The organism is Caulobacter sp. RHG1 (genome assembly GCF_013181195.1).
In the GTDB taxonomy this organism is placed as follows: domain Bacteria; phylum Pseudomonadota; class Alphaproteobacteria; order Caulobacterales; family Caulobacteraceae; genus Caulobacter.
The window spans coordinates 224,763-248,620 of the sequence record NZ_SMZP01000005.1 but is presented as its reverse complement, the minus strand read 5'-3'; the positions used below and the strand labels follow the sequence as shown (position 1 = coordinate 248,620).

The 23,858-nt window shown below is 63.6% G+C and carries 20 protein-coding genes and 1 tRNA gene; 8 read left to right on the top strand and 13 right to left on the bottom strand.

What is annotated here, in order from left to right:
* On the bottom strand, positions 1-3,432 hold the full coding sequence (locus tag E1H18_RS15610; RefSeq protein WP_172270014.1) for a response regulator: 3,432 nt from the start codon (positions 3,430-3,432) through the stop codon (positions 1-3).
* A 950-nt stretch (positions 3,433-4,382) separates the two neighbouring features.
* Here E1H18_RS15610 and E1H18_RS15605 point away from each other — a divergent pair.
* Genes E1H18_RS15605 through E1H18_RS15590 form a run of 4 tightly spaced genes read left to right on the top strand, consistent with a single transcriptional unit; the run spans position 4,383 to position 9,751 of the window.
* Positions 4,383-5,036 carry a DNA methyltransferase gene (locus tag E1H18_RS15605; protein ID WP_172270012.1) on the top strand — a complete coding sequence of 218 codons (654 nt, stop codon included), beginning with the start codon at positions 4,383-4,385 and terminating at the stop codon, positions 5,034-5,036.
* Positions 5,033-6,619 (top strand): Eco57I restriction-modification methylase domain-containing protein, encoded by a 1,587-nt coding sequence (locus tag E1H18_RS15600; protein ID WP_172270010.1) that lies wholly within the window; start codon positions 5,033-5,035, stop codon positions 6,617-6,619. Before E1H18_RS15605 ends, E1H18_RS15600 begins: the two co-directional genes overlap by 4 nt.
* The gene (locus tag E1H18_RS15595; RefSeq protein WP_172270008.1) at positions 6,616-9,393 is read left to right on the top strand and encodes a GIY-YIG nuclease family protein; all 2,778 of its coding nucleotides are present in this window, start codon (positions 6,616-6,618) and stop codon (positions 9,391-9,393) included. The genes E1H18_RS15600 and E1H18_RS15595 overlap by 4 nt, the downstream gene beginning before the upstream one ends.
* Positions 9,380-9,751 (top strand): DUF6883 domain-containing protein, encoded by a 372-nt coding sequence (locus tag E1H18_RS15590; RefSeq protein ID WP_172270006.1) that lies wholly within the window; start codon positions 9,380-9,382, stop codon positions 9,749-9,751. Before E1H18_RS15595 ends, E1H18_RS15590 begins: the two co-directional genes overlap by 14 nt.
* A gap of 46 nt (positions 9,752-9,797) precedes the next feature.
* Here E1H18_RS15590 and E1H18_RS15585 read toward each other — a convergent pair whose 3' ends face one another.
* Positions 9,798-10,469 carry a DUF6118 family protein gene (locus E1H18_RS15585; RefSeq protein ID WP_172270004.1) on the bottom strand — a complete coding sequence of 224 codons (672 nt, stop codon included), beginning with the start codon at positions 10,467-10,469 and terminating at the stop codon, positions 9,798-9,800.
* A 9-nt stretch (positions 10,470-10,478) separates the two neighbouring features.
* Complete coding sequence (gene traA, locus E1H18_RS15580) at positions 10,479-13,352, bottom strand: Ti-type conjugative transfer relaxase TraA (protein WP_172270002.1); 2,874 nt, start codon at positions 13,350-13,352, stop codon at positions 10,479-10,481.
* 171 nt (positions 13,353-13,523) lie between these two features.
* On the opposite strand from traA, the gene E1H18_RS15575 reads away from it, so the two are divergent.
* The 3 genes from E1H18_RS15575 to E1H18_RS15565 all read left to right on the top strand — a co-directional run bounded on the left by E1H18_RS15575 (position 13,524) and on the right by E1H18_RS15565 (position 16,447).
* Positions 13,524-13,790 (top strand): conjugal transfer protein TraD, encoded by a 267-nt coding sequence (locus E1H18_RS15575; protein ID WP_172270000.1) that lies wholly within the window; start codon positions 13,524-13,526, stop codon positions 13,788-13,790.
* 76 nt (positions 13,791-13,866) lie between these two features.
* Entirely contained in the window at positions 13,867-14,112 is a 246-nt protein-coding gene (locus E1H18_RS15570) for a conjugal transfer protein TraD (protein WP_194248033.1), read from the top strand.
* A gap of 181 nt (positions 14,113-14,293) precedes the next feature.
* Positions 14,294-16,447 (top strand): DUF262 domain-containing protein, encoded by a 2,154-nt coding sequence (locus tag E1H18_RS15565; protein WP_172269998.1) that lies wholly within the window; start codon positions 14,294-14,296, stop codon positions 16,445-16,447.
* A 301-nt stretch (positions 16,448-16,748) separates the two neighbouring features.
* Here E1H18_RS15565 and E1H18_RS15560 read toward each other — a convergent pair whose 3' ends face one another.
* Genes E1H18_RS15560 through E1H18_RS15545 form a run of 4 tightly spaced genes read right to left on the bottom strand, consistent with a single transcriptional unit; the run spans position 16,749 to position 18,430 of the window.
* A complete protein-coding gene (locus E1H18_RS15560; protein ID WP_172269996.1) occupies positions 16,749-17,243 on the bottom strand; it encodes a hypothetical protein in 495 nt (164 codons plus the stop codon).
* Complete coding sequence (locus E1H18_RS15555) at positions 17,236-17,577, bottom strand: RNA polymerase subunit sigma-24 (protein ID WP_172269994.1); 342 nt, start codon at positions 17,575-17,577, stop codon at positions 17,236-17,238. The genes E1H18_RS15560 and E1H18_RS15555 overlap by 8 nt, the downstream gene beginning before the upstream one ends.
* Positions 17,577-18,038 carry a hypothetical protein gene (locus tag E1H18_RS15550; RefSeq protein WP_172269992.1) on the bottom strand — a complete coding sequence of 154 codons (462 nt, stop codon included), beginning with the start codon at positions 18,036-18,038 and terminating at the stop codon, positions 17,577-17,579. The genes E1H18_RS15555 and E1H18_RS15550 overlap by 1 nt, the downstream gene beginning before the upstream one ends.
* The gene (locus E1H18_RS15545; RefSeq protein ID WP_241736044.1) at positions 18,035-18,430 is read right to left on the bottom strand and encodes a hypothetical protein; all 396 of its coding nucleotides are present in this window, start codon (positions 18,428-18,430) and stop codon (positions 18,035-18,037) included. Before E1H18_RS15545 ends, E1H18_RS15550 begins: the two co-directional genes overlap by 4 nt.
* A 644-nt stretch (positions 18,431-19,074) precedes the next feature.
* On the opposite strand from E1H18_RS15545, the gene E1H18_RS15540 reads away from it, so the two are divergent.
* A complete protein-coding gene (locus tag E1H18_RS15540) occupies positions 19,075-19,275 on the top strand; it encodes an AlpA family transcriptional regulator (protein WP_172269988.1) in 201 nt (66 codons plus the stop codon).
* Positions 19,276-19,308: 33 nt separating this feature from the next.
* Here E1H18_RS15540 and E1H18_RS15535 read toward each other — a convergent pair whose 3' ends face one another.
* The 6 genes from E1H18_RS15535 to E1H18_RS15510 form a co-directional block, all read right to left on the bottom strand.
* The gene (locus tag E1H18_RS15535; RefSeq protein WP_172269986.1) at positions 19,309-20,547 is read right to left on the bottom strand and encodes a hypothetical protein; all 1,239 of its coding nucleotides are present in this window, start codon (positions 20,545-20,547) and stop codon (positions 19,309-19,311) included.
* A 77-nt stretch (positions 20,548-20,624) separates the two neighbouring features.
* Entirely contained in the window at positions 20,625-21,215 is a 591-nt protein-coding gene (locus tag E1H18_RS15530) for a PIN domain-containing protein (protein ID WP_172269984.1), read from the bottom strand.
* Positions 21,216-21,218: 3 nt separating this feature from the next.
* Positions 21,219-21,680: a helix-turn-helix domain-containing protein gene (locus tag E1H18_RS15525; protein WP_172269982.1), complete on the bottom strand. Its 462-nt coding sequence runs from the start codon at positions 21,678-21,680 to the stop codon at positions 21,219-21,221.
* A gap of 93 nt (positions 21,681-21,773) precedes the next feature.
* Positions 21,774-23,051, bottom strand: a complete 1,278-nt coding sequence (locus E1H18_RS15520; RefSeq protein WP_172269980.1) for a site-specific integrase — start codon at positions 23,049-23,051, stop codon at positions 21,774-21,776.
* Between the two features lie 147 nt (positions 23,052-23,198).
* A tRNA-Ser gene (locus tag E1H18_RS15515) sits at positions 23,199-23,288 on the bottom strand.
* Positions 23,289-23,391: 103 nt separating this feature from the next.
* On the bottom strand, positions 23,392-23,811 hold the full coding sequence (locus E1H18_RS15510; RefSeq protein ID WP_172269978.1) for a PaaI family thioesterase: 420 nt from the start codon (positions 23,809-23,811) through the stop codon (positions 23,392-23,394).
* Positions 23,812-23,858: the final 47 nt, after the last annotated feature.

Here is a 23,858-nt window from a genome sequence, read left to right as displayed (position 1 = left end):
CTACCTCGGCATCCAGACGCGGACCAGCGACAGCAGCTTGTCCACATCGATGGGCTTGGCCATGTAGTCGTTGGCGCCGGCCTCGATGCAGCGCTCCTGGTCATCAGGCATCGCCTTGGCGGTCAGCATCAGGATCGGCAGCTTGCCCCAGCGGGCGTCGTCGCGGATCTTGCGGGCCGCGGTCAGGCCGTCCATCACCGGCATCATCACGTCCATCAGCACCAGATCGATGGCCTTGGCGGGATCCTCGGCCGAGCGGTTCAGGGCGTCGATCGCCTCCTGGCCGTTGCGGGCGATGTCGACCACGGCGCCGCGCGGCTCCAGGACGTTGGTCAGCGAGTAGACGTTGCGGATATCGTCCTCGACGATCAGCACCCGGCGGCCTTCCAGCACGGCATCGCGGTTGCGCGCCTTCTGGATCATCTTCTGCTGCTCGGGCGGCAGCTCGGCGACCACCTGGTGCAGGAACAGCGAGACCTCGTCCAGCAGGCGCTCGGGCGATTTGGCGCCCTTGATGATGATCGAACTGGAGTAGCGGCGCAGTCGCTGCTCGTCGTCGGCCGAGAGATCGTGCCCGGTATAGACGATCACCGGCGGGAACGGATGGTCGCCGTCCTGGCTCAGCGTTTCCAGCAGCGTAAAGCCCGAGGCGTCGGGCAGCGACAGATCCAGCACCATGCAGTCGAAGGTTTGCTGCTTGAGCATGGCCAGGCACTCGGCCGCCGTGCCGACGCCGACTGTCTCGACGTCGCCCGACGACAGCAGCCTGCCGACCGCCTCGCGTTGGACGGGGTCGTCCTCGACGATCAGGACGCGGCGCACGCTGCTGGTCAACTTCGCTTCCAGGGTCTTGAGCACGTCGGCCAGGACCTCGCGTTTGACGGGCTTGACCATGTAGCCGATCGCGCCCAGCGACAGGGCGGTCTGGCTATGGTCGTTGGCCGAGATCACGTGGATCGGTATGTGCCGGGTGGTGTCGTCGCGCTTGAGGCGGTCCAGGACCATCAGGCCGGACTCGTCGGGCAGGCCGACGTCCAGAACCACGGCGCTGGGCTTGAACTGGCGCGCCAGCTTCAGGGCTTCCTCGGCTGTGGCGGCCACCAGACACTGGAAGCCCATCTCGCGGGACAGATCGCGGACGATGGCGGCGAAGCGGTCGTCGTCCTCGATGATCAGCAGGACGCGGCGCGCGCCGGCGATGTTTTCACGGTCGTCCTCGACGGTGCGGAGCGCCAACAGCGCGCGGGGGGCGCGCGCTTCGGACGCGGGCGCTTTTGCCGGCTCGGTGGAAGCAGTCTGTTCGCGGGGCGCGATCCGAGCCGCGTCGTAGGCAATCGGGATGGTGACGGTGAAGGTGCTGCCTTCGCCGGCCTGGCTCTCCAGGACGATCGAACCGCCAAGCAGGCGCGAGAGCTCACGCGAGATCGACAGGCCAAGGCCGGTGCCGCCGTAGCGGCGGCTGATGGTGCCGTCGGCCTGACGGAAGGCCTCGAAGATGCTCTGCTGCTGGTCCAGGGGCACGCCGATGCCGGTATCGGTGACCGAGAAGGCGATATCGCTGGCGCCCGACCGCGCGATGCTCAGCTTGACCTTGCCCTGTTCGGTGAACTTGAAGGCGTTGGACAGCAGGTTCTTGAGGATCTGCTCCAGGCGCTGGCGGTCGGTCTCGATCAGCGCCGGAAGATCCTTGGCGACCTTGACCTCGAAGCCCAGCTTGCGGTCGTCGGCGACGGGCTGGAACAGTCGGCGCAGATCGTCGGTCATGCGCTTGAGCGCAAGCGTCTCGGGACGGACCTCGATATGACCAGCCTCGATCTTCGACAGGTCCAGGATGTCGTTGATCAAGGTCAGCAGGTCGTTGCCCGAGGCTTCGATGGTCTGGGCGAAACGGACTTGCTCGGCCGTCAGGTTGTCGCTCGGATTGTCGCTGAGCAGCTTGGACAGGATCAGCAGCGAGTTGAGCGGCGTGCGCAGTTCGTGGGACATGTTGGCCAGGAAGTCGGACTTATACTGGCTGGCCTGTTCCAGTTCGCGGGCCTTGAGGGTCACCGCGACCGTGCTGCGCTCCAGCTCGTCGCGCTGGGTCTCCAGGGTCTGGGCCTGCTCTTCCAGCTGGCTGTTGGTCTGCTCCAGCTCGACCTGCTGCTGCTCCAGGCGGGTCTGGGATTCCTTGAGGGCGCGGCCTTGTTCTTCGAGCTCTTCGTTGGAGACCCGCAGTTCCTCGCTCTGGACCTGAAGCTCCTCGGCTTGGCGCTGGGTTTCCTCCAAGGCGCTTTGCAAGGCCGAACGGTAGCGGGCCGAGCGCAGGGCGATGCCGATCGAGGTCGAGGCCTGGGTCAGCAGCTCCACCGCCTGGTCGTGGACCGGATGCAGGAAGCCAAGTTCGATGACGGCGTTCACCGTCTCGTCGGCATGGGTCGGCACCAGCATCAGGTGCCGCGGCTTGTCCTGGCCCAGCGCCGAGCCGATGGTCATATAGCCTTCGGGAACGTCGCGGATGAGAGTCGGCGCGCCGTCGGCCGCGACCTTGCCCAGAAGGCCTTCCTTGAGGTTGAAGCTCATGGGCGTCTTGGCGTCGGCCGGGATGCCCAGGGCCGCGGCGCGGTAGAAGTGTCCTGCCTCGCCCTTGAAGAGCGCCCCGGCCTGGAAGCCGAGATAGCCGGCCAGGAACGACAGGATGTCGTCGGCGAGCTCGGTGACTGACTTGTCGCCCATCATCACGTTGGCCAGGCCGACCTGGCCGGCTTGCAGCCATTCTTCCCTCGCCCTGGCGCGCGAAGCCCGCCGGATCAGCGCGAAGATCGCCAGGGTCAGCGCTGCGCCGAGAATGCCCGACAGGACGCCGCTGACCGTGGCGGTCCTGTAGGCGGCCTCCATTTCCGTCAGGCGGATCTGGCGGAGGCGATGCTCCTCCTGTCGCATGACGTCGAGCTGCTTGCGGATCTCGTCCATCTCGACCTTGCCGCGGTCGGTGGTCACCACCGACAGCGCCGCCTGAGCGCCCTGGCCGCGGCGAATGGTGATGGTCTCTTCCAGTTCGCCCAGCTTGGCGTCGATATGCTTGCGCAGCAGGCCGATGTTGGTTTGCTGGTTCGGGTTGTCCCGTGTCAGGGCCGCAGTCGTCTCCAGGCGCGAGCCGACGGCCGCGACCGCGGTTTGATAGGGCTCCAGATAGCGATCGTTGCCGGTCAGCAGATAGCCGCGTTGACCGGTTTCGGCGTCCTGCGCCGTCGTCAGCAGCTCGTCGAGCGAGATCAGCACGTTGGTCGAATGCAGGATCTTCTGGTTGTTGGCCCGCAGCGCTTCGATGTTGCGATACGCAACGATCCCGCTGGCCAGGAAGAAGGCCAGGGTCAGCCCCAGGCCCAGCGCCGTCCACAGTTCGGCTCCCGGCCGATTGAAGGTCGAGTTGGCGGATTTGGTCTGGGACATGGACAACTCAATGTCGAGAACGCCGGCGGCGGCTCGGAAGCGAACGATGACGACAGGAGCTTTGCCTTGAAAGCCTAGGCCCTCAAAGAAGAGATAGGAGAGAGGCGCTGCGGGCCTGGCCTGTCGCAACCGAGCTTCGCCGGCTCACCGCTGAGCGGAGGAATCCAGATACCCGTGACCATAAGCGCCGCCCCACACGCACACCCCCGCGCGCGCAGTCACAAACGCGTCGCAACTGCGAGAGTTCCCGTGGCTTGATGGATTTCTGATTGGCCTAGTGGGGCGGTCATCGAGAGGGTCTGCCCTCGCCGCCTGAAACGGGAGCGCTCTTCTTTGGATTTCGGATCGTGTCGGATATCCAACGACAGCGCAGCCGGCTGCGCATCAGCCGTTCATCAACGACAGAGATCTGCAATCTTTCTCGAATTTCCCATTACCAATCAACGTCTTCGCCGGTTGTTGGCGAGCGTCTCTAGATGGCGATGAACGAGGGGAGTGGCGGAGAGGGTGGACATTCAACTTTCAAAAGTTCTTCAATTTTACAAAGTGTTATCTGATTTTTGATGGGATTCTGTCCCACAAATCGATCCGCAAACTGCGAAAATATGAGCAATCCTCATAAAAATGGAGGGTAGCGCCTCGAATAGAAGTTTCACCGAATGTGCCGTTTTCAGTGCGCGTTGAATCGATGATTCTGGTGAAAGTGAACCGAGAGGCCAGAGTTCAGGGAGGCACCATGACGGGATGGCCGCCCTTAGGGGCCGCTCACTTTAGGGCAGGGAACAGTCCACTGTGCGCCGAGGAGCGGAACTCACCCTCCCGTCGGCAACCGGACCTTCAATTACCCCGCTCCCGCACAAGCGTCGTCGCTTGATCACAGGACCTCAGCGATGGCATTGCTCCACAAGAACGGGCTAAAGTCACCTTCCCGATAGCAGGCTGGCGCCCCAATGAGTCTTATCAAGTCAAAGAAACGGGTCGCCGATCACGGAGAGGTCTTTACCCCGCCATGGTTGGTCGAGCGCATGCTCGATCTGGTGAAGGGCGAAAGCGAGCGGATCGACTCGCGGTTTTTGGAACCGGCCTGCGGCAGCGGCAACTTCCTGGTTCGCATCTTGGCGCGCAAGCTCGACACGGTTGAGCTGAAGTACGGCCGCTCGAAGTTCGATAAACACATCTACAGCCTCGTGGCGGTGGCATCCTGCTACGGTATCGAACTTCTGGCCGACAACATCGCCGAATGCCGCGCCAATATGTTGGCGCTATTCAGCGAGTACATGTCGGTTACACTTGAGGATGAGGTGTTGCATGCGGCCTCAAACATCCTGTCCCTGAACCTGATCCACGGCGATGCCCTTTCGATGCTGGCCGCCGACGGCGGGCCGATCACCTTCGTGGAATGGGGTTATATCGGCAACGGCAAGTTTCAACGCCGCGACTTCCGCCTCGACCGCATGACCCAATCTGCCGGTCTGCGGGAGGAGGGCATGCTGTTCCAGCATCTCGGCAAGCATGAGGTCTTCCAGCCGGTGAAGACCTGGCCACCGATGACGGTGCGCGATCTGGCGGCACTGAGTCAAACGCCCGAGGGCGCTGCTGCATGACCGACGCCATGCCGTTCGCCCTTTTAAAGCGCAACCCCGACGTCCTGACCTGTATCGCCAATCTGTCGAACGACGAGGTCTTCACGCCGCCCGAGTTTGCCGCGCGGATGCTGGACACCTTGGCCGAAGGGTGGGCGGCGGCCAACGGCGGCGCGAACCTTTGGGCCGACAGTTCGGTCACTTTCCTGGACCCTTGCGCCAAGTCGGGGGTCTTCCTCCGCGAGATCGCCAAGCGGCTGATCGACGGGCTTCTGAACGAAATCCCCGACCTGCGGGCCCGCGTCGATCACATCCTGACCCGGCAGCTGTTCGGTATCGGCACCTCCAGCCTGACCGCGCTGCTGGCCCGCCGCAGCCTGTATTGCTCCAAGTGGGCCAATGGCGCGCACTCAGTGGCGCGCGGCTTCGACGACGAGTCCGGTCACATCTGGTTCGAGCGAATAGAGCACGATTGGCAGGGCAACAAATGCCGGTTTTGTGGCGCGCCGAAAACCTCGCTGGATCGTGGCGATCATCGTGAATCCTACGCCTACCCCTTTATCCACACCGACGACCCCGAGGTTCGTCTAGCCGAAATGTTCGGAGCCGAAATGCAGTTCGACGTGATCATCGGCAATCCGCCGTATCAGATGGCGGGCGGCGGCGGCGGAACCAACGACTCCGCGATTTACCACCTGTTCGTCGAACAGGCGGTCAAGCTTGAGCCACGCTTCCTCAGTATGGTCATTCCCTCGCGTTGGATGGCCGGCGGACGCGGTATGGAGGATTTTCGCCGGACGATGCTAGCGGACCGTCACATCAGCCACCTGGTCGACTACCCGAACTCAGGTCAGGTCTTTCCAGGCGTGGATCTCAAGAGCGGTGTTTGCTTCTTCTTGCGCGGCCGGGATTATGAGGGCGACTGTTCCGTCACACTCATTCGGGACGAGGTCATCGGGCCGACCAACCGGAGGCTCGACGAACATGACGTGTTCATCCGGGACGAGCGTGCTGCGGCGATCTTGAAAAAGGTGCTTGCTCGTAGTGAGCCGAGTTTCGCGGACCTGCTGACCGGTGACACGCCCTTTGGGCTCGCCACCAACTTCTCTGGCTTCCGCAAGGGTGAACCCGAGAATGGCGAGGTCAAGGTCTATGCGAGTTCCAACACCGGCCGCCGAAGCGGCTCGATGCTGCGCTCTGCAATAACGAAGAACACGCACCTCATCGACAGCTGGAAGGTCCTCGCGCCCAAAGCCGGGCCGGGAAGCAGCGGCGGCCATGTCATTCCGGATATCGTGCTCAGCAAGCCGAGTACGGCCGAACCGAACACGGTATGCACGCAGACTTGGATTGTCGTGGGGCCGCTCGAATCCGAAGAGGCCGCAAATAGCGTAGTCAGCTATCTCCAGACACGCCTTCTGCGCTTCATCGTGTCGCTTCGGAAGATTAGTCAAGATGCCATGAGAGGCGTCTACCAGTGGGTTCCCCAACAGCCTTGGGACCGCATCTGGACCGACGCTGCGCTATACGAAAAATACGGTATCACGGCTGAAGAACAGGCGTACATCGAGAGCATGATCCGCCCGATGGAGTCGGCCGGTTGAGCCGCTCCCTCGACGACATCCTGCCGGCAAGGCCAGAGGTCAATCCGCGCCTCTACGCCTACGCCATCGACGCGCCCTCGCACGAGGGTCTGCTGAAGATCGGCCAAACCACGCGTGATGTGAAGCAGCGGATCGCCGAACAGACCAAGACGGCAGGTATCACCCCCCGCATCGAGTTGGACGAACCAGCCACACGCGACGACGGATCGATCATTTCGGACCATGCCTTACGCGACGCGTTGAAGGCCAAGGGGCATGAACGAGTCCAGCTGGAGTGGATGCGCTGCACCGTCGCAGATGTGCGCGCGGCCCTGAACGCGCTTCGCATGGGCCGGACTATCGATGGTGTCCGCGACCAGAAGTTTCCGCCCCGCGCTGAACAACTCACAGCAGTGGAGCGCACCCACGCCTACTTCCAGTCCTACCGAACTGACCGGCCCAACGCCGCCCCGCGCTTTCTGTGGAACGCCAAGATGCGGTTCGGAAAGACCTTCACCACCTATCAGCTGGCCAAGCGGATGGGTGCCAAGCGCGTTCTGGTCGTCACCTTCAAACCGGCCGTCGAGGACGCCTGGCAGACCGATCTCGAAAGCCATGTGGATTTCGAGGGCTGGCGCTATATGTCGCGCAACTCGGACCGTGACCCGACCCAGATCGCGGCCGACCAGCCCATCGTCTATTTCGGGTCATTCCAGGATTTACTTCGCCGCGACAGCGCGACGGGCACCATTCGCATCAAGCCGGAAAACGCCTGGCTACATGACGAAACCTGGGATCTGGTCGTTCTCGACGAATACCATTTCGGCGCCTGGCGCGAATCCGCGCGCGAGCTGTTCGAGGACGACGAAGAGGCCGTCGCCCGAAAAGAAACGTTCCTGAAGAAGGCGGATGAAACAAAAGCTGCCGCCGAGGCGCTCGCCGAACGGGTCGCGGACTTGCAGCAGCCGCTGGAGAACGAGGCGGAGTTCCTGCCTATCAACGCCCGCGCGTTCCTCTATCTGTCGGGCACGCCGTTCAAGGCCCTGGCAAACGGCGAGTTCATCGAGGAACAAATCTTCAACTGGACATACACCGACGAACAGCGCGCCAAGGCCGAGTATGACGTGGCGCACCCGGGGACTCGCAATCCTTATGCTGCTCTGCCCGAGATGCGGCTGCTGACCTATCAGATGCCGGCCGAGTTGCTGGCCATCGCCAGCGGGGGAGAGTTCGACGAGTTCGATCTGAACGCCTTCTTCGCCGCCACGGGAGCCGGCGAGGCTGCGACCTTTATCCACAAAGGCGACGTGCAGAAGTGGCTACAGGTCATTCGCGGCGAGCATGCGCCCGGCGAATCCCTGAAGGCCGGATCGCGACCGCCCTGGCCCTATGCTGACAGCCAGCTGTTGCCCTGGTTGAACCACGCCTTCTGGTTCCTTCCCAACGTCGCCGCCTGCGAGGCGATGCGGAACCTGTTGGACGAACCTCAGAACCGGTTCTGGCAGAACTACAAAATCATCGTTGCTGCGGGGCCACGCGCGGGCCTCGGGCTGGATGCCGTGCCACCCGTGCGCGCGGCCATTGGCGAGGGCTTCAAGACCCAGACCATCACGCTGTCGTGCGGCAAGCTGACGACCGGCGTCACCATTCCCCAATGGTCGTCGATCCTGATGCTGCGGAACCTCAAATCGCCCGAGACTTATTTTCAGGCCGCGTTCCGCGTGCAGTCGCCATGGTCAATCAAGAACCCGGAGGGCGACGACCCCAATCGCGAACAGGTCGTCAAGCCGGTGTGCTTCGTCTTTGATTTCGCGCCGACGCGGGCGCTGCGCCAGCTGTCTTCCTACGGCATCGGCCTGTCGCCGGGTGAAGCAAACCCGGAAAAAGCGGTCGCGGACCTGATCTCTTTCCTGCCGGTGCTGGCCTTTGACGGCGCGGTAATGAAGCCCGTGGATGCCGGCGAGATTCTCGACATCGCCATGGCGGGGACCACCGGCACGCTGTTGGCCCGCAAGTGGGAGTCGGCGCTGCTGGTCAATGTCGACAATGACACCCTGCGCCGAGTTCTCGATAGCGAGGAGGCCATGGCGGCGGTCGAGCGCATTGAGGGCTGGCGCAACTTGGGCGACCACATCATCGAGACTATTATTGCCAAATCGGAAGCGATCAAAGACCTCAAGAAAAAGGCGCGTGACGGCGAGCTGTCGGACAAGGAAAAGCGGGAGCTGACCGCCGAGGAAAAGGAATACAAGTCGCTGCGAAGGAAAGTTCAGGAGAAGCTGATCAAGTTCGCGACCCGCATCCCTGCCTTCATGTATTTGACCGACTTTCGCGAGAACAACCTGAAAGAGGTCATCACACTGATCGAGCCAGGCCTGTTCCAAACGGTGACCGGCCTGACCGTCGCAGACTTCCAGATGCTGGTAGACCTACGCGTCTTCAACACTGAGCGAATGAATGAAGCGGTCTTCGCGTTCCGCCGCTACGAGAACGCCTCACTCAGCTACACCGGGATCGACAGCCACCCTGACCTTGAGCGGGTGGGGGGCTACGACACTGTGGTGGCGATAAAGGAAGCGGCCGTTGCGACCCCTTCCGTGTTCACGGAGCACCAACTGGTGCGGGCGCGCTCGCCGCTTCGCCAAGGGAATGCGGTAGTTCCCGCCGGCTCGCTCGGAACGGTGGTTGATGTTTATGGCGATGGCAGTGCTTACGAGATCGAGTTCTCGATAGAGCCTGGGTTGGTCATCACGACGGAACGGGAAGCTCTGGAGGCAGTGAATGAGCGCCCTTGAACCGACGCGAGCGGAGACGTGGATGCCCGACCCGCATATGCTCCGGGTCGAGTTAAGCAAGATCACTGACTACCTTCTAAATCTCGACCATGCAGAGGGGCACGGGAAGGCGAAGTTCTTCAGAGCGGTGGGCTTTTCGGAGGAAGCGACCGATGAGATGGTCGAAGCCTTCCGCCACCATGCGGCGAATAACAAGATTGTTCAGATCGTCGAGCATCCATATGGCGTGAAGACAATAGTTGAGTGCTTCATGGAGACACCGGCAGGGACGCCCTACTGCATCCGGTCTGTGTGGAACGACCACCTCGACGGAAAGCCGCCCAAACTTGTCACGGCTGTGCCCATCCAGCCGAAGTAATTTGAAACGCCGCCTCACGAACGGGTGCTCTAGAGCCTGATATGAGTTAGCAGCGCTTTGCGCCCTTGGCCTTCTGAGCTGCCGTTACGCACCGAGCCAACACATCGCGGCTTTGCTCGAAGATCCGCCGCGCGGTCTGCATCTCCCGCCAACGCTGCGGGTCAGCAACAGCCAGCAGTCGCTCACCGGCCGGCCACATATCGAGGTGAAGCACCCGTGCCGCCCTCCTCTCGGGCCAAGCCCACTGTTCTGGAGCCGCCTGCGCAACGATGACCGGAAAGCTCGCACCGAGAACCGCCCCGCCGACCATACCGGCCAACGCCGCTTGCAAAAGCCGCCAGTTCTGCGCGCTGGCCAAACGCGCCGTATCGACCCAGCCGCGAAGATCGCCGGCCGCCCGTTGAAGCATCTCCTGGGCCTGATGCAACGTCGCGCGGTCCTGCCGCCGGGCCTCATCACCGGCCGCCGTGATCTGCTGCGCGATCTCAGCGGGCGTAGCCGCCAACGCCGGACTCGTCGCCAGCTTCCCTAGCCGCCCAACCGCGCCCCTTACACCTTGGGCGATCTCACCCAGGGTCTCGCTATAGTCAGGACCCGACGCCCGTTCGGCGGCCAGCCCGGCGACGGCGACGTTCAGCAACGCGACTTCCCGCCGCAACGCCTCGAACGCCGCCGCCGCCGGATCGCCAGGCGTCTCTGATCCGATGTCTTGATCCATCCCATCCTCCTACAAGCCAAGTCCCCGACCACGACCGATGCCGAGATAGTCAGAAAGGCCCTGCCCGACGCTGCGCCCCAACTCGGCGGAAAGCCCAAGCTCGGGCCGGCGGACGCGAAGCAGCGACTCCACTTGCGGATCGCGCTCCAGGCTCTTGGCCATCGCGCCCATGCGATCCTTGACCTGGCCGGCGCCGGTCATGTCGCCCGCGCGTTGCAGGGCCGAACGTTGACGGTCCAGACCCTGCCAGCGCTCGACGAACCGATCGGCGCGCAGACGTGGATCGGCCCTGACCTCGGCCTCAAGCTGAAGGACGCGGATCGCCCGCTGGGTGCGACCCGAGGCCGTCTCGCCGGCCAAGGCTGGATCGCGCACATAGGCCCGCTCCAGATCCTTGGCGGCGTGCGGACCGATCTTCCCCACGGCCTCGCGCGCCTCCTCCAGCGCCCGGCGCTGATGGGCGAGCACCGGCAAACCGCGGTCGTTCATGCGCATGACGTCGGCCGCGGCGCGGGCGTGGCGCTCGATCGCGGCGCGTCGAGCGAGCTGGTCATCATCACGCGCCGGCACCGCCGGCTGATGCGCGGGACTGGCCGGCCGGAACCCGGCGAACATCCCGCGCTCGCGCGATCGCGGCTCCTTGGGCCGCATCGACGCCGGCACATGAATGTCGCGTCGTTCGGCAAAGTCGCTGGCCATGTCCTTGGCCCGCTCGCGCGACAGCACGCGCGTCAGCTTGCCGAGATCCTCGAACTCGTCACGGCCGTAATGGAGCTGCACGCTGTCACGGTGTCGCGACAGGGCGACATAGGCGCCGTGGCGGTCCATGCCCGGCGTCGCCAGCACATGGGTTCGATCCACGGTGACGCCCTGGCTCTTATGGATGGTGGCCGCATAGCCGTGATCGACCTGGGCGTAGTCCTTCAGGTCGAAGGCGACCGATCGCCCCGCGTCGAGACGCCCGGCGTCGAGCCGCACGGTCATCCGGGTCGGCGAGACCTGCTCGATCTCGCCGAGCATGCCGTTCTTCACCCCCAGCCCGCGATCGTTCTTCAGGAACATCAGCCGATCGCCGGCCGCGAAGGCGCGTTCGCCGCGCTCGGCCTTGACCGTCACGTCGTCGCCCAAGGCGCCGCCCCCGCGCAGCCGATCCCGCGCCGTCAGATTGAGATCGCGCACCTCGTCATTGGTGTGGGTCAGGATGATCCGGCTCTTGCCCGGCTCAGCGATTCGATCCCGATCCCAGCGCTCGACCAGATCCTCGCGCGCCTGGTCGCGGGTCTCGGCCGCGTGGACCATCCCGCGCGCCTCGTAGGACGCCAGGGCCTCACCCGTTCGCCCCGTAGCCAACTGCCGGGTAGCGTCGCGCTGCCAGTCCTCATGCTGCCGGCGAACCTGAGTGATCTCGACGTGGTTATGACGCTCGGCGATCGACCGAAACGCCGCCCCGGCCTCGATCGCCTGGAGCTGTTCGGGATCGCCAACCAGCACCACCTTGGTCCCGGCCTTTTCGGCGGCCGACAGCAAGCGCTCCATCTGCCGCGAGCCGATCATACCGGCCTCGTCGATGACCAGCACGTCGCGGGCGTCCAGCAGCTCGCGGCCCTGGCTCCACTGGTGCTCCAGACTGGCGATCGTGCGCGAGGCGATGCCCGAACCGCCCTCCAGGTTCTCGGCGGCGATGCCCGACAGCGCCAAGCCCTGGACGCGATAGCCGGCGTCCTCCCAGGCCTCCCGCGCCACACCTAGCAGCGCCGACTTGCCCGTGCCCGCATAGCCGACCACTACGCCCAGATCCCGCGTCGCGGTGACGTGCTGGAACGCCGCCTTCTGCTCGCCGGACAGGACAAGACCTCGCTGCTCGGCGCGCGCCAGGGCGCGGCGCTGATCGAGTTCACTGACCCGGTGCGCCCGGCGCTGCGCCATCGGTTCGCTGGCCCGGTGCAGGCGATCTTCGACAGCGATCATCTCGCGGCTGGTGAACCGGTCCTGGCCGCGCCCATCCTGGCCCAAGGCGACGAGTTCGGGCGAAGCCTGCACCGCGCCCATGGCGCGGTCGAACTGCTTCTTCCCATCCGAATGGCGGTGAATGAACATCGCCAGATCGTGGCGAGTGAAGGTCGCCTGCTGCTTGGTGATGGCGTCCAAAGCGATGCGCGGATCGGCGATGATCCGCTCGCCATTGGCTCGCGCGATCTCATGGTGTTCGTCGAGCCGATCGGCCTCCAAGCCCTCGTCGGCTCTGCGGCCGGCGGCGGGGCCGATCTTGTTCTGCGGCTCCAGGTCGATGCCTTGGTCTTCCAGGCTTCGGTGATCGATCCGCGCGTCGATGTCGAGCTGCGCCAGCCGTTCATTGACGTGGTCGGCCCAAGCCTCGCGCCAATGCTCGACCAGCTCGGTGCGGTTCCAGTCCCGGACCTTGGCGCCGAACCCGTCCTCGCCAACCTCGCGCATCGACAACATGATGTGGGCGTGGGGCTTGGCCAGGCCGTCGGCGCCGATATCCCAATGCACATTGAGATCGGCGACCATGCCGCGATCGACCATTTCGCGCTGGACGAAGTCGCGGGCCAGCTCGATGCCTTGGGCCTGGTCCATCTCGCGGGGGATGGCGAACTCGACCTCGCGGGAAACCTGGGCGTCCTTGCGCTTCTCGCCGCCCTCGACGGTGTTCCACAGCGTCGCGCGATCGGCCAAGTGCTCGGGCGTGCCGTCCGGCAGCAGCACTTCGGAATGGACGACGCCGCTCTTGCCCGTGAAGTCGTGGTCGCGATCCAGCCGCTCGTCGTGCAGCCGCGAGGCCGAGCGATAGGCGGCCGAGGCCACGGCGCTGGCCCCGGTGGCGCGGCTGATGACTTTGACGGAGAAGTGGTAGATCGCCATGGCGACAGACCACCTACTACTCTGAGTGCACGTCGGCACGACGTATAAGCGCGCCCTCCAAGATTAAAATCTCGGGAGGGACCGGACTGTCCCAGTGTGTTCCGCCGACCTTACAGCCTTCCGGTCGCCATTGTTTTATCCTGGTCGCATCTCGCCATCATGGAGACTACGATGCGTAAACCCAGGGACTTTGACGCTGAACTGAAGACGCTGGAAGACAAGGCCAGGACGCTGAAGGATCGGAAGATCAAACAGCTCGGCGAACTGGTGATCGCCACCGGGGCCGACGCTCTGGACGTCGAGACCTTGGCGGGCGGACTGCTGGGTCTGGTCGAGACGAAGGACGCGACCCGCAAGGCGGAGTGGCGCAAACGCGGCGCGGGGTTCTTTCGCAGCGGGAAGGCAGAATCTCTGCGCGCTGCTGACAGCGACCAATGATGCGATCCGGCGAACCACGGTGGCGCGACATCGGCTTGAGGCGCGGCGGGCCAGGACAGACACGCGGGCCTGGGTGATGCAGCGGCGGGAGCGAACCCATCACATGATCGAACTGGGCGGCCTGGTGCAGAAGGCCGGGCTCGTCGACCTGACCGGTGACGATCGCGCCGCGCTCTATGGCGCGCTCCTGACGCTGGCGATGATGCTCCAGGGCGAGGACCGCGAATACACCCTGGCCCTCTGGCGGCGGGGTGGGAAGCGGGCGTTCGAGGCGGAGACCTCAACGGGTCGCTCCATCAAAACTGAAGCAGAGTCATTTTGAATACTGTCCATCGACGAAGCAGCGGGAACCATGCGTTACCGTTGCTCAGGGAAGGTTGCCTGCGCCCGCTCGCCAGTTTGATGTTGATGGATCAAGGCCGCCACGCGGCTCAACCGAAAATGGTTGTGACTAGCGACCTAGCGAATAATCTCCGCCTGAAGTCTGAATTTGGGGGAGGCGCATGAAGCCGTATACGCGATCGATCATCGAGCTGTTCGACGGAAAAAAGCGCTACCTTATTCCTCTGTATCAGCGGCAATACGCTTGGAAGGTCGAGCCGCAACTCGAACTGCTTTGGGAAGATATCGAGCGGGCGGTTAATCGAGTGAACACCGATCGTGCCTCGCTCACCCCGCATTTCATGGGCGCGATTGTGATTGCGCAGATGAAGACTTTTGGAAAGCAGGTCCAGGCCTTCGAAATCATCGATGGCCAGCAACGCCTCACCACCTTTCAGCTTCTGCTGTCGGCGATACGTGACGTAGCAGCGGCGAACGGATCGAAATATGCCGACGAGCTTCAAAAGTATTTGCTCAACGACGGTGTGATGGAGAACGCCGAAGCTGAGCGTTTCAAGCTTTGGCCATCGCTGACGGATCGTCGCGCTTTCGTTGGGCTGGTGGACCCCACCACCGATCTGGATGCAATAACGCCAAGGCCGGCTGACGAAGATGGATTTGTCCGGCGCGCTGTCGCCGCCCACGCATACTTCAAAGCGCAGATTGAGGGTCACGTTCAGGTTGAGGGTGTGTTCGAGGAGCACCGCCTAGAGACGTTGTTTGAGGCGTTGAAAGAGGGCCTAGCCATCGTCTCGATCGAGCTTGAGCGTGGTGACGATCCCCAGACAATCTTCGAGACACTCAACAGTCGCGGCGTCGAATTGACCCCCGGCGACCTCATGCGCAACTTCATCTTTCAGCGCGCGAAAGGCATGGGACAAAGCGAGGGATCGCTGGTGGTCGACAAGCTGTACGAAAAGCACTGGTTGCCGCTGGATCGCGCGTTTTGGAGCCAAGTGGATTCCCGGGGCCGGCAATCCCGCCAGCGCCTCGATTGGATGCTGACCGATCACCTGTCGATGCACATAGGCAACCTGGTGTCAGTGGAAACGCTGTTTGAAGGCTACCGGCGATGGATCCTGAACGAGACGCCGTTTCCGACGGTCATTTCGGAACTCGAATCCATCACCGCAACGGCGGCGGTAGAGAAGCGCCTATTCGAACAGGTCAGAGGTGATCCTCTTGGCGATTTCGGCCGGTTCGCTGACGCGTTCGACGTCTCTACCGCGATGCCGCTTGTCGTCTATCTCGCGACAAGCGCGGAGAGCGCCGGCGAACTTTCACGCGCGCTTGCCGTGCTGGAAAGCTACATCCTCCGGCGTGACATCTGTGGTTTGACGACGAAGAACTATAACCGTCTTTTCATCGGAATTATCGACCGACTTCGGGCGGCGGAAGGCAATCGGGTTGATGCCCTCATCGCCTATCTTTCCAGTCGACACTCTGACACGGATCGATGGCCGGATGACGCGGAATGGCGTCAAGGTTGGCTTGGGCGGGATCAGTACAAGGGGGCTCGCCAGCCAAGGCTGCGTTTCTTGTTCCAAGCGATAGAGCAGGCGAAGCGCTCAGCTCTAAATGAGGACATCGAAATCAAGTCGGCGCTAACGGTTGAACACATCATGCCGCAGGGCTGGCATAGCTCGTGGCCCGTAGTTGGGCTCGATCATCTGGATGATCTGGATCCCGAACGCCTTGCTCGCGACATGGAGCGAACGGGGGCGATCAATAAGCTTGGCAACCTCACCCTCCTCACCGGGGCGCTCAACTCTTCGGTCTCCAACGGACCTTATTCGGTCAAGATGCCCGCCGTTCGTTCGCATTCCAGCTTGGCGCTCAACCGGGAGCTAAACGGGTATGAGGCATGGAATGAGGAACAAATCGCCGCGAGGGGCTCCGCGCTCTTTAAGACCGCCCGTGAGATTTGGCAGGCTCCCGACCGACAGGATGGCATCAATCCAATATCTCCAGCGTGGGCCGACATAGCCGCTCAGCGTTCAGGTTTGCCCGCCGATAGCACCGCCTGCCGGTTTACCTATTTTGGTAAGTCCTATGCTGGGCGGATCGAGGGCGGCGCGCTTGTGATCGATGGGATCGAAGGTCGATTCAACTCCTTCTCTGCCGCCTCTCGAGCAGTTACCGAGACGAACCGTAATGGCTGGAATGACTGGCACATTCAGGAGAAGGGCGGCTGGACCCTAGCTGACGATTGGAGAAAGCGGCCCGCCCTCGGATCTGAGCAAACATTTGAGGGTCGCCTTTCGGCTGGTGACTGAGGTTCGGAAACGGCGCCAAAATTCAAAACGGATTGTCGTCATTGCGAAAGCAGACAGCCGCCGCCGACCTTCGCTCGGAGACAAGACGCCCTGGATCGCTTGGTGGAACAAGGGCCGGACGGGCTGGCGCGCGTCAAGGGTGCGCCCTGCGGGCGCATCGCGGAGCGACGGCGAAGCCGCCCTTGACCCGCACCATCCCGCCCGGCAGAGGCTCTCCAAGCGCTCCAGGGCGGGCACCGACCGTTCCGGTCCTGGCTCCCGCAGGTTGGGATAGGCAAGGCGGTTGCTGTGGGCGGCGCGTCTAGCGCTTGCAAACGGGCGCGCCGCAGTTCGGACAGCGCGCGGTGCGCAGCTCCTCCATCGTCGCGTTGAAGAGGTCGTACCCGTCGCCCTGCTGATGGACCATGACCTGTAGCGCCACTTCCAGCTTGGCGACGACACCGTGCAGGTCGCGCGCGCGAACCTTGGGCAGGGCTTCGAGCCATGCCTCCCGTTGGTCGAACAGCGGCTTCAACTGCTCGTCGATGGCGTCCATCTCTTCGGAGGGCAACAATTCCCCACGCTCCTCTGGCGTCATGCGCTCCCATCGCTTCTGGCGCACGAGGATGGTCTCCAGATCCGACCAGCGCAGACCCAGACGGTCGATCTCCGCGTCGAGCGCCAACCACTCAGCGCAGCGGGCAACGGCCGCGTCCGGGACTGTGGCGCCACCGGCCCCGGCAATAACTGGCGCCGCGCTGGCGGCGCCAATGACGACGCGTCGGGAAACGGCGAAGGGCTCCTTCTCGTCAGACATCGGGATGCTCCGCGTTGGAAAGGTTGATGGGCTTGGGGCGGACGCGCTCGATCAGATCGACCGTGCGGGAAAGCTCGCAAAGCGCATCGGCCAGGCGCGCCTGGACCTCGGCGATGGAAAGCCTCAGGTGGCGAGCGATCAGCGCGTAATCGAGCGCTTCAATCTGGTTGAGCACCAACACGTCCCGCGTCTCCCGCCGAAGGCGGAGCACGGCGTAGGACATGACCTGCTGAGTGTCGTGCGGATCGAAGACACGCCCGCGCCAGAGCCGGGGATGCCGCCAGCGCCACCGCTGGCTGGCCACAAGCGGCCAAGGCCTGCGCAAGCCCGTCATCACGCGACGCCTTCATGATCGGAAGCCTCGCGCGCGGCCGCCTCGACGACGGCGTCGATCAGATCCCGAACCGTCATGCAGGCCTGCGACCAACAGACCGATGCGACGGCCTTTGGCGGCATCCGCGAGATGGCATGGACTTGATAGTAGGGGCCAAGGAGCGCGGCCAGTTCGGGAAGGGCTGCTGGAGCGCCGTTGAACCCGGCGCGCCGCGCGAACCTCAGGGCCTTGCTGAGATCGTGTCGGAGATAGACACGGTTCCAGTCGTCGCTGATCCCTCGGTGCAGGAGGTGCGCCTTCAGCGCCAGTTCGATCGCGATGGCGAGGAAATAGCGGGTGGCCTCGGGATGTTGCGGTAGCGCCGCCTCGGCCGCTTCGTAGAAGCCGGCCGCGTTACGGCGGAACGTCGCCGCCAGCGGGCGGTCGGCGCCGTCGCGTCGCCGAGCAACCCGGCTGGTCACTTTCCACCGGAGAATGCGGCGAGGTCGCGGACCGCACGGGTGCTCAGGCCGTGAGCTTCGGGGTGGTCTTCCACGAAGATCAGGCGGGCCGCCACCGACAGGTTGGCGACGACCGCCTCGATGCTCTTCGCCGGCTTCGGCCGCATGGCTTTCAGGAGGGCGTGCCCCTCGACCTCCAGCACATCGAGCCTGGCGTCGATCTCGGCAAGCCTGGCGCCTTCGGGGATCGCGGCCTGCTGGTCCTGTGACAGCTGATACCAGTTGTGCTTGGTCATCAGCCGGCCTTCGAGCGTCCCCCACTCAAGCTGGAGCCGCCGTTGTTCGGCGTCGATGGTGAGCCAGCGGCGGCAGGTGGCGACAGACGGGTCCGCTACGACCTGGGGCGCGGGCATAGCCGCAACCCCACAGGTGACGGTGCCGCCAACCATCATTGCTCGCCTGGACGGTTCATCCACGCGCGCAGGCGCGCGCCCCGCCTTTCGACGTGACTCCATGGCCTCTGCTCTATAATCATGAGTGACGATTTTATTATCACCCGTCACCGGCGAGAGGTCAATTATAAAATGATCATGTACGATAATAAAATTATCGCCCAATGATTACGGCGGAGCAGATCAAGGCCGCTCGCGCTCTTTTGGGCTGGAGCCAGCCGCAACTGGTTGCGGCCTCAGGCGTCTCGTTGCCGACCATCGTGCGTATGGAAAGTTCGGTCGGACCTGGCCGAAGCTCTGCCTCAAATGTCGATGCTGTTCGACAGTCGTTGGAGAACGCTGGCGTAATGTTTCTGTCGGCTGACGACATCGGCGGGCCAGGCGTCCGTCTGAAGAAGTAGCTCGCGCCGCAACCAACCGCAGGCAAGCCCATCAAGGCACGCTGCCGCCGCTGCCTGGCGCGCCAGCCTACTCTTTTGACGCCGGGAGCCTGTCTTTGTTTCCCATAGTACGATCTGGCCCTGCGAGGCCTTGCCGCTGGCGGCTGGCAATCCAATTCTGGCTCATCGAATGCCTTGAGATCCCAGTCTGTGGAGCTTGCAACGATGGCCAACCTCGACCGGATAGTCCGCCTCAAGACCGTGCTCGCGCGCACGGGCCTGAGCCGATCTACCCTCTATCGAAAGATCAGCGAAGGTTCGTTCCCGAAACAGGTCCCGATCAGCGCGCACGGCGCGGGTTGGCGGGAGTCGTCGATCAATCGTTGGATCTCTGACCCGGCTGGATATCGACATGAGGCCAGCTAAGCTCTCCTCTCGCCGCGTCCCGACTCGGGCACGTTAGATGTCCAGGCTCGACGCGAATTGTCCCGATAGCACCGGGTCGATGGCATCGGCCTGCGCCAGGGCCCATAGCGCCCATTCTTCGACGGCCTCGCGTGGGACCGGAGTCGCGCCGTCGAGCCGGGCGGCGCGGACTGCGGCCACATACCGCCTGATCCGGACGGCGCGTTCCAGCGCGTCGGCGCCGCCGAGCAAGGAGTCGATGCGGGCTGCCGCTTGCGCCTTTTCCCGGGCGATCCGATTGGCCTCGGCCTGTTCAGCGGCACGCTTGGCTTCCCTGGCCCTGCGCTCGTTGTCTTCACGGGTCCACTTGAAGTGCATGAGCGCCAGCTCCCGCGTGTCTTCCTCGGCTTGAAGAAGAAGTCCGCGCACGATCTCGGCCGCCTGCTTTTCGAGCGGCCCGTCGTCTTCCCGCCAGGTGCGCTTGGGCGGGGAGCGCTCACCATGTTCGGTGATGTCGAAGCGCAGCTGCGGGCGGTCCGGGGCCTTATAGCGTCGGCCGTCATTGTTGAAGTAGCTGGGCCACGCGCCGCCCTCGACGCCGAAGAAGATGTAGGTCCAGTACCCGCCGACCTGGACGTTGAAGCGCTCTCCGGCGTGGGTGTGGCCGTCGATCTTGCAGCCTAGGCGGACAAGCTCGGTGAGGATGGCCGATAGGATGCGCAGGCGCCGCTGCTGAATCGCTGTGGCGAACTTGGGTCCGTTGCGGTCGGGAAGAAAGCGGCTGGGCGAAGCGGTCGGCTTTCGTTCGGCGTCCTGCTTCAGAAGGCGCGCGACGGTCGGGTGCGGGCTTTCCAGGGTCGACGGAACCTTGATCGTCTTCACCATCGCCCGGATCTCGTCCTGGACTGCGGCTAGGTCGCGAAACCGGGGCGGCATAGGATCGCCGTCTTTAGACTCGGACGCGTTGTCGGGTTCTCGGGCCGGGAAATAGTTGGCGAAGGTCGCTCGCGGCTTGGGCAAGGGCGTGATCTTCACCGCTTTGCCGGCTTCCTTTCGAGCCCACCAGCCTCTCGGCGGAACCGGTATGTCCGCGATGCGGCAGCGTTTAGCCAATGCAACGTCGGATATGCCCATGGACTTGGCCAGGGTCCTCATCGGCTCGGTCCAGACCTTCTGATGAAGTTCTTCGCGCGTCATCGCATCGCTCGTTCGGATCGTCGCCAAAGCCTGCCGTCGCGCCGAGAGGGAACCGCTAGGCGCGCACACCATGCGCTGGGCGATCCGGCGGCTCAAGGCGGGCGGCGCCTGCACGCGGCGCGCGCGAAAATCCTGATCCGGTTGACGGGCAATGGCGCGGCCCGGCCACGCCGTTAAAGCGAGGCGGCATGGGGTCGAAGTACATCGACGGTTTCGGTCGGGCCCTCGGCCTCCATGTCCAGGAGCAAGACCTCGGCGGTCTTCTCCGGTCGCTTGAAGCGCTCGCGCATCTTACGCACTGCGGCCACAGCACGACCGGGATCAAGCGCGATCGTATCGGCGATAAAATCGTCGGCTGAGCGCGCCTCAAGATTCAATGGCGCCAGAATGTCGGCCGGAAAGTCTTTCAGGTTATCGGTGACGATGATCGCCGCGCGCGTCTTGAGCGCGGCGGCAAGAACGTGGGCGTCGCCTGGGTCCGGTAGGGTATCGCAAGCGCAGAGCATGCTCTGGTAGTCACCGACGTCGGCTTCCTCGAATGCGGTTTCCATCGCGTCGCGAGCACGGCGCGCGCGCCCCGCCGCGTCCACCACGCCCCGACCGACGAGAATGCGCTCGATCGCTCTTTCCGTTTCGTCGAGAATGGCTTGCGACCAGCGCAGCCGGAAGAAGTCCGATTCGGCAAGAGTGAGTAAGAGATTCCGCTTTAGCGTGCCTGCCAAACAGCATGCGTCGACAAGTGCGGTGAAGCGGTTGGCAAACACGGACTACAGAAGCTCCGCATCCAGAGCAGCCAACTCCGACAGCGCCGCAGCTCGTTTTCCGTCGCGCCCTTGCTTGTAATCGAAGAGATGCTCGGCCTTGATCCGGCGATGCCGTCCAACGAGGGAATGGGCGATCTCGCCCTTGTCTAAAAGGCTGACAAGGTAGGGGCGCGACACATTCAAGATGTCAGCGGCCTGTTGCGTCGTCAGCATCTGGCTGACGGGCACGAGCGTCACCGCATCGCCACGCCCGACGTGACGAAGCACCTCCATCAGAAGACGCGAAAGCGCCGGAGTGAGCACGACCTCAGAGGTCGTCTTGTCTTCTTGGAGAAGACGTAGCTTGGATTCGGCTTCGCCGGTCGCTTGCGCAGCCAGGATCTTGCGAAGTTGGTTGGCTGCGGCGCGCTCATCGGCAGACGGAAGCCTATCGCCAAGCTCCTTGGCGAATGCAGGCATGGTCATTTTGATGCTCCCGGTTGAGGGCGGGTTGTACGCCTTAATCGAATTAAACGCAATAAACGAAACGAACGAAAGCCGGTTGGGGTCCAGCCCGATCTATGCAGCAGGCGTTGTTGCCCGCTCCGCGACACCTGCGGCGACTGCCCAGTCCTCCATGAGCAGCTTACGCTTTTCGAATAGGTCGCCGCGCCGGTAAGCGGCTTCGACCTTATTCCCGATCGTGTGGGCGAGGGCCATCTCGACAATCTCGCTTCGATACTCCGTGGTCTCGGCCGCCCAATCGCGGAACGTGCTGCGAAAGCCATGGGCGGTAAGGTCTTCGCGCTTCATTCGCTTCAGCACCGCCAGCATCGCCATGTTGCTCAGCTTCTTGCCAAACAGCGTGCCCCAGAAGAGGGGGCCGACGGGTGGTATATCGTCTGGAATGGGCTGCCTTTTGGATTCGAGAACGCGCCGGATCACGGCGGCGTAGTCCGCCTTCCGCCCTTCAAGGATATCTATCAAGGGCGCCGTGAGTGGAACGCGGTGTTCCTTGCGCCCCTTCATTCGGTCGGCCGGGATAATCCAGACGCGGCCGGCGAGATCAATCTCGTTCCATTCGGCGCCGATGACCTCTCCGGTGCGGGCGGCTGTGAGGATTGTGAACTCAAGAGCCCGCGCCCCGGCGCCTGGTTGGTCCTTCAGCGCAGCCATAAATGCGCTCAACTCGGCGTAGGGCAGGGCGGCGTGATGCTCGACCTTATGGACGCGCGACTTCGCCGGCAGCAGCTTTTCAAGGTGCCCCTTCCAGCGAGCCGGGTTCTCGCCTTCGCGCAGCCCTCTGGCGGTCGCCCAATCGAGCACCGCCTCAACGCGCCCTCGCACGCGGCTGGCGGTCTCGGGCTTGGTGGACCAGATCGGCTCCAGGACGGCCAGGATCATTCCGGTGTCGATATCCGAGACGCCGCGACTTCCGAAGATCGGGTCAGCGTAGGTTGTCAGCGTGCTCTCCCATTGCTGGGCGTGCTTTTCATTGCGCCAGCCAGCCTTGTTCGCGCGGATATACGCGGACGACGCCTGCTTGAACGTGAAGCCCTTGGCGGCCTCCAGCGTGGTGCGTGTGCGAGCCAGTTGCCGTTGCTCGATCGGGTCGATGCCGTCGAACTTGAGGCGGCGGGCGTCTCGCGCCATCGCGCGCGCTTCCGACAAGCTGATCGTATGGGCCGGGCCTAGCCCCATCTCACGGGCGCGGCCCTGGAGCATGTAGCGATAGACCCAGGACTTACCGCCGCCCTTCTGGACCATCAGGTAGAGACCGCCGCCGTCCGGGTGCATTCCCGGTCGCGTCGTCCTTTTGACCTGCAGCGCCGTGAGGCGTTCCCAAAGTCGGGCCATTTTGTCCCACACTTCGTCCCACAAATGAGACTCGGAGCGTGTTGGATCGCGTGAGACGTGTCGAAACACGTTTTCGCGATTATCCCTTATGGTTCAGGGATTTGCGGGACGCCCGGGGGCGGTCTGGCACTGACTGGGATGGGGTGGTGGCGGAGAGGGTGGGATTCGAACCCACGGTGCCCTTCCAGGCACGCCGCATTTCGAGTGCGGTACATTCGACCACTCTGCCACCTCTCCACAGGTGTTTTTCCGAAGGCTTTTTGGGCCCCCGAGGTCGAGGGCGGGATAACTAGCGGCGTCGCCGCCGGGACGCAAGCCCTCTCTTCAGCTTTCTTTTCGGTCAGGCCCTGGGGCGCAAAATCATCTGCGTGCAGCGGAAAAGCGCGATGGTCTTGCCGGTGGTTTCGTTGGTCACCACGGCGTCCCAGACCTGGGTGCTGCCGCCGCCATGGGTCAGCTTGGCCTCTACCGCCACGCCGCCTTCGCGGGCCGTGCCCAGGAAGTTGGACTTCAACTCGATGGTGGTGAAGCCGGTCCCGCCCTCGGGCAGGGAGATGACGCAGCCATAGCCGGCGGCGGAGTCGGCCAGAGCGATGACGCTGGCGGCGTGCAGGAAGCCGTTGGGGGCCATGTGGCGCTTGTCGACGTCGAAGCGGCCGCGCACCAGACCGGGCTCGGCGTGGGTCCATTGCAGGCCCAGGAGATCGGGCAGGGACCCGGCCTGGCCGGCGGTGAGGGCGGCGCTGAAATCCTCGGCCATGCAGGCTTACTCCCTATGTTTCGCGTGCGAACCATAAGGGGCGAGCC

What these genes read in the sequence shown, in the direction of transcription:
- E1H18_RS15520 (WP_172269980.1), bottom strand. Translation starts at nt 23,051, where the DNA reads ATGGCCCGACTTTGGGAACGCCTCACGGCGCTGCAGGTCAAAAGGACG.
- E1H18_RS15585 (WP_172270004.1), bottom strand. Translation starts at nt 10,469, where the DNA reads ATGGATCAAGACATCGGATCAGAGACGCCTGGCGATCCGGCGGCGGCG.
- E1H18_RS15605 (WP_172270012.1), top strand. Translation starts at nt 4,383, where the DNA reads ATGAGTCTTATCAAGTCAAAGAAACGGGTCGCCGATCACGGAGAGGTC.
- E1H18_RS15590 (WP_172270006.1), top strand. Translation starts at nt 9,380, where the DNA reads ATGAGCGCCCTTGAACCGACGCGAGCGGAGACGTGGATGCCCGACCCG.
- E1H18_RS15610 (WP_172270014.1), bottom strand. Translation starts at nt 3,432, where the DNA reads ATGTCCCAGACCAAATCCGCCAACTCGACCTTCAATCGGCCGGGAGCC.
- E1H18_RS15510 (WP_172269978.1), bottom strand. Translation starts at nt 23,811, where the DNA reads ATGGCCGAGGATTTCAGCGCCGCCCTCACCGCCGGCCAGGCCGGGTCC.
- E1H18_RS15540 (WP_172269988.1), top strand. Translation starts at nt 19,075, where the DNA reads ATGGCCAACCTCGACCGGATAGTCCGCCTCAAGACCGTGCTCGCGCGC.
- traA (WP_172270002.1), bottom strand. Translation starts at nt 13,352, where the DNA reads ATGGCGATCTACCACTTCTCCGTCAAAGTCATCAGCCGCGCCACCGGG.
- E1H18_RS15600 (WP_172270010.1), top strand. Translation starts at nt 5,033, where the DNA reads ATGACCGACGCCATGCCGTTCGCCCTTTTAAAGCGCAACCCCGACGTC.
- E1H18_RS15560 (WP_172269996.1), bottom strand. Translation starts at nt 17,243, where the DNA reads ATGTCTGACGAGAAGGAGCCCTTCGCCGTTTCCCGACGCGTCGTCATT.
- E1H18_RS15525 (WP_172269982.1), bottom strand. Translation starts at nt 21,680, where the DNA reads ATGACCATGCCTGCATTCGCCAAGGAGCTTGGCGATAGGCTTCCGTCT.
- E1H18_RS15545 (WP_241736044.1), bottom strand. Translation starts at nt 18,430, where the DNA reads ATGCCCGCGCCCCAGGTCGTAGCGGACCCGTCTGTCGCCACCTGCCGC.
- E1H18_RS15570 (WP_194248033.1), top strand. Translation starts at nt 13,867, where the DNA reads ATGCAGCGGCGGGAGCGAACCCATCACATGATCGAACTGGGCGGCCTG.
- E1H18_RS15575 (WP_172270000.1), top strand. Translation starts at nt 13,524, where the DNA reads ATGCGTAAACCCAGGGACTTTGACGCTGAACTGAAGACGCTGGAAGAC.
- E1H18_RS15565 (WP_172269998.1), top strand. Translation starts at nt 14,294, where the DNA reads ATGAAGCCGTATACGCGATCGATCATCGAGCTGTTCGACGGAAAAAAG.
- E1H18_RS15555 (WP_172269994.1), bottom strand. Translation starts at nt 17,577, where the DNA reads ATGACGGGCTTGCGCAGGCCTTGGCCGCTTGTGGCCAGCCAGCGGTGG.